Origin of the sequence: Pseudomonas sp. JV245A, from assembly GCF_032424515.1 — a bacterium.
GTDB classification, from domain to species: domain Bacteria; phylum Pseudomonadota; class Gammaproteobacteria; order Pseudomonadales; family Pseudomonadaceae; genus Aquipseudomonas; species Aquipseudomonas protegens.
The window spans coordinates 1-7,279 of sequence record NZ_VYKE01000201.1 but is presented as its reverse complement, the minus strand read 5'-3'; the positions used below and the strand labels follow the sequence as shown (position 1 = coordinate 7,279).

The 7,279-nt window shown below is 67.1% G+C and carries 5 protein-coding genes and 1 pseudogene; 1 reads left to right on the top strand and 5 read right to left on the bottom strand.

All coding sequences use genetic code 11. The features are described from left to right. The 5 genes from F6S12_RS28560 to F6S12_RS28540 all read right to left on the bottom strand — a co-directional run. The coding region (locus F6S12_RS28560; protein WP_315869605.1) for an energy transducer TonB at positions 1-584 on the bottom strand (584 nt) is incomplete at its 3' end. Continuing rightward, positions 581-1,027 carry a protein TolR gene (gene tolR, locus F6S12_RS28555; protein WP_315869604.1) on the bottom strand — a complete coding sequence of 149 codons (447 nt, stop codon included), beginning with the start codon at positions 1,025-1,027 and terminating at the stop codon, positions 581-583. The genes F6S12_RS28560 and tolR, both read right to left, overlap by 4 nt. A 16-nt stretch (positions 1,028-1,043) precedes the next feature. After that, on the bottom strand, positions 1,044-1,754 hold the full coding sequence (tolQ, locus tag F6S12_RS28550) for a protein TolQ (RefSeq protein WP_125063549.1): 711 nt from the start codon (positions 1,752-1,754) through the stop codon (positions 1,044-1,046). Between the two features lie 81 nt (positions 1,755-1,835). Next, the gene (locus F6S12_RS28545; protein ID WP_315869603.1) at positions 1,836-3,758 is read right to left on the bottom strand and encodes a phytase; all 1,923 of its coding nucleotides are present in this window, start codon (positions 3,756-3,758) and stop codon (positions 1,836-1,838) included. A gap of 39 nt (positions 3,759-3,797) precedes the next feature. Beyond that, entirely contained in the window at positions 3,798-6,320 is a 2,523-nt protein-coding gene (locus F6S12_RS28540) for a TonB-dependent receptor (RefSeq protein ID WP_015636131.1), read from the bottom strand. A gap of 455 nt (positions 6,321-6,775) precedes the next feature. Here F6S12_RS28540 and F6S12_RS28535 point away from each other — a divergent pair. Further along, positions 6,776-7,279: pseudogene (locus tag F6S12_RS28535) on the top strand (GGDEF domain-containing protein); the annotation flags it as partial.

Genomic DNA, 7,279 nt, shown 5'->3' with positions numbered 1-7,279 from the left:
GCCCGTTGCGGGTAGTCCGGGGCCTCCTTGCTCAGGGGCTGGTACTGGCGACTGTCGGCCGCCGCCTGGGCCGCCTGCTGGCGCGTGCGCTCGGCAGCCAGCCGCGACTGTTCGGCACGCTGGGCCTGCGCTTGTTCCTGGGCCACACGTTGCTCGGTATCGCGCTGGCGCTGCTCGGCCTCCAGGCGCTCGCGCTGCTGCTCCTGCACCTGCTCACGTTTCTTGTCTTCCACACGCTTGCGCGCCAGGGCCGCCTGCTCCAGCTTCTGCGCCTGTACCTGGGGGTCTACCCGGGGCCTGACCGGCTCCGGCACAGGCGCAGGCGGTGGCGGTGGCGCCACCTCGGCCAGCGCCGGCAGCGGTTCCGCGGGGGCGGCAGGCGGCGCCAGCATCACCAGTTGGGTGGTCAGTACCGCCGGCGCCTCGACCTGCGGCTTGTCCACCGACCAGCCCAGCACCAGCGCCACCAGCACTCCGGCGTGCAGGGCCAGGGCCAGGCTGGCCGCCAGGCTGTTGCGCCAGAAGCCGGACGCCTCGGGCCGCAGGGGCATCGCGGTGGGGTTGTGCATGATCATCGCCGTCATTGCGGGGCCTCGGTCACCAGCCCCAGGTTGTGTACCCCACCCCGCTGCAACGCGGCCATGGCCGCCACCACGCTGGAATAGGCGGCGTCCTGGTCGGCGCGGATATACACCTGGGTGTCGCCGCGCCGGGCAATCACCTGGGCCACCTTGGCGCGCATCTGCTCAAGGTCCACGGCGCTGTCGGTGTGGTTCCGGGTGTCCAGTTCGCTGCCCAGGTTCCAGTAGTAGCCGCCACCGGCCTGCACCGACAGGGTGAGGATCTGCTGGCGGCTGTCGGTGGCCAGGGCTTCGCTGGCGACCTTGGGCAATTCGATCTTCACCCCCTGGGTGAGCATCGGCGCGGTGACCATGAAAATCACCAGCAGCACCAGCATCACGTCGATGTAGGGCACCACGTTCATTTCCGCCTTGGGTCCGTGCTTGCGTTGCGGCCGGGTCAACATCGGCTTGCTCCTTCTCTCAGGCGGCCACGGCCAGGTGGCTCGGGGTGCCCTGCAAGGTGCGATGCAGGCGTACTTGCAGTTCATTGCCAAAGGCGTAGTAGCGGGTCAGCAGGGTCTGGCTGCGGGCCGAAAAGCGGTTGTAGGCAATCACCGCGGGAATGGCCGCGAACAGGCCGATGGCGGTGGCGATCAGCGCCTCGGCAATGCCGGGGGCCACGGTGGAAAGGGTCGCCTGCTGCACCTGGGACAGGCCGAGGAAGGAATTCATGATCCCCCACACGGTGCCGAACAGGCCGATATAGGGGCTTACCGAACCCACTGTGGCGAGAAACTGCAGGCCCTTTTCCAGGCGGGTTTCCTGCTCGCTGATGGCCACGTACAAGGCCCGTTCCACACCCTCCAGCACCCCTTCTCCGGCACCGCCGGGCTGGCCGCGCAGGTGGCTGAACTCCTGGTAGCCGGCGGCAAAGATCGGCTCCACGCCGCCTTCGGCGTCGCTGCCCTTGGCCACTTCGCGGTACAGCGGCAGCAGCTCGGGGGCGGCGCGAAAACGCTGGATGAAAGCCTGGAAGCGCAGCTCACGACCGCGCAGCACGGCGCCACGCTGGATGATCAGGTACCAGCTGAGCAAGGACGCCAGGAGCAAGGTCAGCATCACCGCCTTGACCAACAGGCTGGCATCGCTGATCAGCCCCCAGATGCTCATGTGTTCGAGTGTGGCCTGCATGGTGGAACTCCTTCTCGGGTGCCCGCCTGGGCTGGCGGGGCTATTCGATGACATTCAAATGACAAGGTGATGACCGCCGGCTCAGGGCAGCTTCAGGGCCTGGGTGACCTCGCCCCAGGGCACGAACTTGAAGTTCTGGGTCTGCTCGGGCATGCGCTTGCGCCCGTCCTGGACCACCAGCAGGCCCTGGCTCCAGGGCCCGCCGAGGTTGGCCGAGGTGACTTCCAGGCCATCGGTTTCCGAGGCGCCGTCGATCCCCGCACGGGCGTTGAGGCTGACCCGGAAGGCGCCATGGGAAGCGAACGGCGGTTCGGCATCCAGCACCAGGTAGCTGTCGTTGCCCTGGCTGGAAATCACCAGGTAGTCGCGGGCGTTGCTCTGGTACAGGGCCAGGCCCTCGACATCGGCCTGCAACAGGCCGCCGACCTTGATCACGCTGTGCAGGGTCGCCGGCTGCTCGGGCCGGGCATCCACCGCCCACACGCCAACGTCCTCTTCACCGAGGAACAGGCGCTGGCGCTGGTCATCGGCGACACAGCCCTCGGGCTGGCTGGCCACCTTGAACCGGCGCACCAGCTCGCCCTGGGCGGTACCGTCGGGGGCGCTCAGGCGGTACTGGACGAAGGTGCCGTCCTTGTCGTTGGCAATGGCGTAGATCTCGCCACTGGCCGGCTGGAACAGGCAGATGCCGTAGATTTCCTTGAGCGGCGTGGGCACCTCCCCGGCCTCGCTCAGCTCGCCGCTGGCGCGGTCGATGGCGAACAGACTGAGGCTGTTGCGGTCGCGGTTACTGGCCACGGCCAGGTCCACACGGCGCTCGCCGAGCTGGAAGTTGGGCCGCACGTCGACGTTGTTCAGGCGCCCCACTGCCAGCTCTTGCAACAGCTTGCCCTGCAGGTCGTAGGCCAGCAGGCCCTGCTTCTTGTTGGTGCCCAGCACCCGGCTCAGGGAGGGCTGCTGCGGGTGGACCCAGATCGCCGGGTCATCGGCGGCATCGCCCTGGCGCCCCACCGGCTCGCTCTGTGCCGCCGCCTGTACGGTGGGCAATACCGGCGGCAGGGCCACCGGGGTGGCCTGCCAGTTCAACTGGCCCTGGTACAGGCGCCCGTCCTCGTCATCGCGCAGCAAGACCTGCAGGCCTTTGTCGCTGGCGCGCAGGGCGATGTTTTCCGGTTCCTTGAGGCCGGCCAGGGGCAACGTGGCCTGGGCCAGCCAGCCTTGTTCCTGCTGCTGGTAGAGATGCAGTTGCGCGGCCTTCGGGTCCAGGCCCAGCACCCCGCCCGGCACCAGGGCCATGGCCCCGGCGCTTTTCCTGATGTCGCCAAAGGGCGCGCGCAGGGCCACCGGCTGGCGCGCGGTGTCGGCTTCGGCATGGGCCGGGTAGGCCCACCAGCCGACATTCTGTTCATTGACCAGCAGTTGCTGGGCGGCGTCGTCCACCTGGCAGAACTTGGCCTCCGGCGGCAGGGGCAGGCCACGTACCCGCTGCGGCTCGGCGCTCAGTTGCGCGCCGTGGCCCACCAGCCACTGCTCGCCCTTGCCCTCCTCGCCCACCAGGAACAGGAACAGGTTGCTGGCCTCGTCGCGGTACAGGCACAGGCCGTTGACCGGGTAGTCCCGAGTGGGCAGGTACAACGGCTGGCCCCAGGTGCGGCTGGCCGGGTCGAGGCTCAGCAGCAGTGCCTGCTGGCGCTGGTTGTCGAGGCTGGCCACCAGCAGTTGGCCACCGGCGGCGCGGCTGTCCAGGCCGTTGAACGAGCCCTTGAAGCGGGCCAGCTGGCGGCCCTGTTCGTCCACCAGCAACAGGCCTTCGCGCTCGCTGGCCAGCAGCCGGTCGGCGCCTGTGCCGGCGGGCACGAACCCCAGGCCGGTAACACCCGGGGTCTGCTCGGCCCAGGGCTTGAGGTTCAGGCCGGGCACGCTGGGGGCAGCCAGGGCGGCGCCACCGGTCATGCCAATGCACAGGGCCAGCAGGCGGTTTCTTGCGGTCGATACAGTGCTCATCACAATCCTTGGGTGTGCGGTCGGGCAAGGGCCCGCTACTTAGAAATGGGTGAAGGTCAGGCCGAGCTTGTAGGTCGGGCCGTATTCCTCGTACTGGGCGTTGTAGGAGCGGTTGCCGGTGTAGACGAAGTACGGCTGGTCGGTGAGGTTCTGCGCCTCGAAGCTCAGTTGCAGGTTCTTGGTCAGGGAGTACTTGGCACTGAAATCGACGAAGGTCTGGGCATCCACATGCAGGTCGTGGGCCTTGTCGCTGATGGAGGCCAGCTCATAGAGGTAGGCCGATTTGTAGTTGGCCGACAGGCGCAGGCTGAGCTTGTCGTCTTCCCAACCGAGCATCAGGTTGCCCACGGTGTCCGACTGGTTGGGCAGGTCGATGTCGCGCTTGCGGTTGACCCCGGCCTTCTGGTCGAAGCCCTCGATGCTCGCACTGGAGCGGCTGAAGGTGCTGTTGGCGCCCAGCAGCAGGCCGTTCCACGGCGCCGGCAGCCAGTCGAATTTCTGCGAATAGGCCAGTTCCAGGCCGTACAGCTTGGCGCTGTCGCCGTTGGCGAAAGTGTGCGCCTCGGAGAACCCGCTCCAGGCGCCGGTGCCGGCCAGGTCGGTGTTGTAGACGAAGTTCTGGATGTCCTTGTAGAACACGAAGGCCGAGACGCTGCCGGCACGGCCCATGTAGTGCTCGATGCCCAGGTCCAGGTTGCTCGACTCCAGGGGCTTGAGGTCGGGGTTGCCGAAGGTCGCCTCGTCGCCGTCGATGACAAAGCCCGGGGCCAGTTGGCCGAAGGTCGGGCGCACCACGCTCTTGGTCCAGGCCGCGCGGACCTGGGTGTTCTTGTCCAACTGGTAGCGCGCATGCAGCCCCGGCAGCCAGTGCTGGTAGCGGCGTTGGGTGTCGGTGGCGGTGAAGGCGCCGTCGGTGACCCCGGTGCCCTTGGCCTCGAACTCGGTGCCCTCGTAGCGCAGGCCGGCGATGAAGCGCCAGTCGTCGATGTCCAGGGTGTTCATGAAGTAGCCGGCGTTGATGTCTTCGCGGATCTTGAAGTCGTTGACCCGGGATTCTTCCTCGTCGTAGAAGGCCGCCTGATTCAGGCCGCCGATCAGTTGCTTGATGGCGCCGCCACTGATGCCCGGGCCGAAGCGGCCAAGGGAATAGTCCACGTTGCCCTTCTGGAACTGCCCGAGGTTGAGCTGCTGGTCGGTAAAGCCCAGGGTGTCGAAGTCCTTGTAGACCCAGGCTTCCAGGTCGTTGTCCTTGTTGCGCCGGCTGACTTTGCCGCCGAACTTGAACTGCGCGGCGTAGCCACTCAGGTCATAGTCCCGGGCCAGGTCCAGGCGCAGGTTCTTCTCGGTGTCGGTGGTGTTCTGCTTTTCCCAGTCGACCTTGTCCAGGGTGAAGTTGGCCGGGTCATAGAAACCGGCGCCGATCACCGGGCGCGGCTTGCCGTTGTCGTAGAAGCCGCTGTCGGAAAAATCGCTGTTGCCCTTGAAGGTGGCCCCGGCGATATGCGCCGGGCTGTCTTCGCTGGAACGGCTGTAGCCGGTCTGGCCGCTGAGGGTCCACAGGCCGAGCTGGCGCTCGCCGCCGAACACGTAGGACTGGATCTCCTGGGTTTCCTCGCGCTGCTTGAGCTTGCGCGAGGCTTCGGCGTCGCCGCGCTCGCCGGCCGCCAGGGGATCGGCGAACTCGATGCTGGTGGAGTTGCGGGTCTCGCTGTCCTTGTAGCGGCTGTACAGGGTGCGCAGGTAGTAGCTGCTGCTGTCGTCGGGCTTGTAGTCGAAGTTCAGGCCGCCACCGGCGCGCTCGCGGCTGATGGCGTAGTCGCGCTGCTCGAATTCCTGCAGCTTGGCGCCTTGCTCGAAGTCCCAGGCGCCACCGGTCTCGACGTTGTCGGAGCCGAAATCGCGCTTCTGCCAGCTCAGGGCCGCGGCCACGCCGAAGTTGTCGACGCCGTCGCCGAGGCTGAAGCGGTTGCTCGCCGCGCCGGAGAATTTCGGGCTGGTCTGGCGGGTGTTCTGGTCGTAGCTGGCCTCGCTGCTGCCGGTGTAGAACAGGCCCTTGTGGTCGAAGGCCGAGAGGCTTTTCACATCCACGGTGCCACCCAGGGAGTTGGCGTCCATGTCCGGGGTCAGGGTCTTGATCACTGACAGCGACTGCACCAGTTCCGAGGGCAGTACATCCAGGGCCACGGCTCGGCGGGCGCTTTCCGGCGAGGGCACCAGGGTGCCGTTGATGGTCACGCTGTTGAGGTCCGGGCCCAGGCCGCGGACGCTGACAAAGCGCCCTTCGCCCTGGTCGCGCTCGATGCTGATGCCCGGCAGGCGCTGCGCCGCCTCGGCGACGTTCTGGTCCGGCAATTGGGCCACGCCGTCGGCGTGCACCACGCTTTCGATGCTGTCCGAGCGCCGCTGCTCCTTGAGCGCCTGGTCGATGCTGGCGGCCTGGCCCACCACTTCCACATGCTCGGTGGCCGCAGGTTCCGCGGCGCTCAAGCGTTCACTGGCGATGGCCATGGCCAGCGCGGTCAAGGTAAAGCTGACAAGCCCGGGACTGCTGCGCTTGTACATGATGGTCCTCCCCCAAGAGTCCGCTAACGCCGGGCAAGAGGCCCGGCAACTGGGAGGGCACGCTAGGGTCGGCGAATGACGGTTCTGTGACAGGCCTGGGCGGCAACGGGCCAAAACGCCCCATTGCCCGGCTTTCGCCCCGGCAAATGAGCTGAATTGACCCCTATCCCCCGCCAGGCGCAGGTCTTGCGGGCCTCTTCGCCGGCAAGCCGGCTCCTACAGATCCGTGGTGCACCCGCCGCCCCGTAGGAGCGGGCTTGCCCGCGCAAGCCATCCACCGTCGAGCGCAGGTCTTGCCGGCCCCTTCGCCGGCAAGCCGGCTCCTGCGGGCCGAAAAAAAACGCATTCGCCGTGAGCTGATTCGACCTCACGCCGGGTTTCCCCGGCGTCACCCCCCTGTCACAAACATCTGCTGTGCTGGCGCCCTCTCACTCCTGGCAAAAAGGATCGCGGCCATGTTCTCCGTGCTCAAACCCCACCGCTGGAAACTCGCCGCGCTGTTGCTGGCGGCCAATGCCGGGCTGCTGCTGCACCTGGCCTGCGGCAGCCTGAAATCGGTCAGCGAGTGGCAGTGGCTGGACATCATCGGCGAAGGCGGCTCGGCGCTCCTGGCCCTGGTCTGGCTCGGGCTGGTGCTCAAGAGCCGCCCCGCCGGGCGGGTCACCAACTACCTGGCCCTGGGCCTGAGCTGCATTTTCTTTTCCTGGTGGATCGACAGCCTCGACGAGTTCATCCGCCTGCCCGACAGCATCACCTGGGACCACTGGCTGGAGTCCGGGCCGATGCCCATCGGCATGATCCTGCTGACCATCGGCATCTACCACTGGCACCGCGAACAGCTGGCCATCAGCGCGCAGATGGAAAAGAAGGAGCGACTGTTTCGCGAGCATCGCCAGTTCGACAAGCTCACCCCCCTGGCCGGCGCCGACTACCTCAAGCGCGAGCTGGCCAGCAGCCTG

Coding starts and splice junctions, on each gene's coding strand:
- F6S12_RS28545 (WP_315869603.1), bottom strand. CDS start 3,758: ATGAGCACTGTATCGACCGCAAGAAACCGCCTGCTGGCCCTGTGCATT.
- tolQ (WP_125063549.1), bottom strand. CDS start 1,754: ATGCAGGCCACACTCGAACACATGAGCATCTGGGGGCTGATCAGCGAT.
- tolR (WP_315869604.1), bottom strand. CDS start 1,027: ATGTTGACCCGGCCGCAACGCAAGCACGGACCCAAGGCGGAAATGAAC.
- F6S12_RS28540 (WP_015636131.1), bottom strand. CDS start 6,320: ATGTACAAGCGCAGCAGTCCCGGGCTTGTCAGCTTTACCTTGACCGCG.